Annotated in this window: 2 protein-coding genes; both read left to right on the top strand. The window is 66.8% G+C overall.

The window, feature by feature from the left end:
• The first annotated feature begins 76 nt into the window (after positions 1-76).
• Positions 77-679, top strand: coding sequence for a helix-turn-helix domain-containing protein (locus tag ACWD3I_RS49235; protein ID WP_365414276.1), 603 nt, complete (start codon positions 77-79; stop codon positions 677-679).
• Positions 649-1,203, top strand: coding sequence for a transposase (locus ACWD3I_RS49230; RefSeq protein ID WP_365414278.1), 555 nt, complete (start codon positions 649-651; stop codon positions 1,201-1,203). The genes ACWD3I_RS49235 and ACWD3I_RS49230 overlap by 31 nt, the downstream gene beginning before the upstream one ends.
• The last annotated feature ends 11 nt before the right edge of the window (positions 1,204-1,214 follow it).

Genomic DNA, 1,214 nt, shown 5'->3' with positions numbered 1-1,214 from the left:
TGCTGGATTCCTCTTTCGGTGGGTATAGCTGCTGGTAGCGGGGCGATTGCGGGTACTCGGGGGCGGGTGCTGGGTCATGGTGCTGAAGGCACGGCCGGGCCGTGATGAGGGCGAGCAAGGGGTGGTCCACCGCCTGGCGTCGGCCAGAAAGGCACCGAAGGACGTGGTGGAGCGGTGCCGGATGGTGGAGCTGAGCTGGGACGGCTGGCTGGTCCCGCAGATCGCCGACGAGCTGAAGTGTGGTCAGAAGACGGTGCGTCGCTGGCTGCACCGCTTCAACCGCTGGGGGCTGGAGGGCCTGGAGGATCTGGGCGGGCAGGGCCGCAAGCGAAGGATCACCGAAGCCGAACGGTCGAGGATCGTCGGCTTGGTCAAGCAGACCCCGCCCGGCCGACTCGAGGTGCAGCCGTCGAACGAGATATGGGCCGCGGACGAGTCAGGGCCCTCGGAGTGGACCTTGGACACACTGGCTGCCGCAGCCCGGGACCTGGGCATCGAGGTCAGCCGCTCCCAAGTGCGCCGGATTCTGGTCGCGGAAGGGGTCCGCTGGCGGCGCACGCGATCCTGGACGCGCTCAAGAGATGCGGACTTCGAGGGAAAAGGACGCGGATCGTCGAGCTCTACACCAGCCCGCCCGCCGGCGCGACAGTGGTTTGCGCCGACGAACTCGGCCCGGTGATCCCCCGCGCTTTCCCACCGGCACCGGGCTGGTCACCGGACGGGCACCGCATCAAAAACGAGCTCGACTACTCCCGCGGGCCGGAGAAAACCTGGGTCTACGGCGCCTTACGCGTCCACGACGGTCAAGCAGTCACGATGACCGCCACGTCCCGCAACAGCGTCTTCTACCAGCAGTTTCTCCAGCTGGTCGAGGAGGCCAACCCCGCCGGGGACATCTACGTGATCACCGACAATCTGTCCTCGCACAACAGCGTGTCCACCCGCACCTGGCTCGAGGACCACCCACGCATCAAGCACGTCTTTATCCCGGTCGGCGCCTGCTGGCTCAACCTCCAAGAAGGCTGGTGGCGCATCTTCCGCAAGACCGCCCTGGCCGGACGCTCCTTCGGCGACCCGGGCCACATCACCCATGCCACCAACGTCGCCACCGACCAGCTCAACTCCCGTGCTCGGCCCTGGATCTGGGGCAGACCCGCACCACCCACCAGGCACTTACGCCACCGCTATGTGTACGTCCTTTGAGGAATCCAGCA

This window comes from Streptomyces sp. NPDC002817 (assembly GCF_053592055.1).
This window is presented reverse-complemented; position numbering and strand designations above follow the sequence as displayed.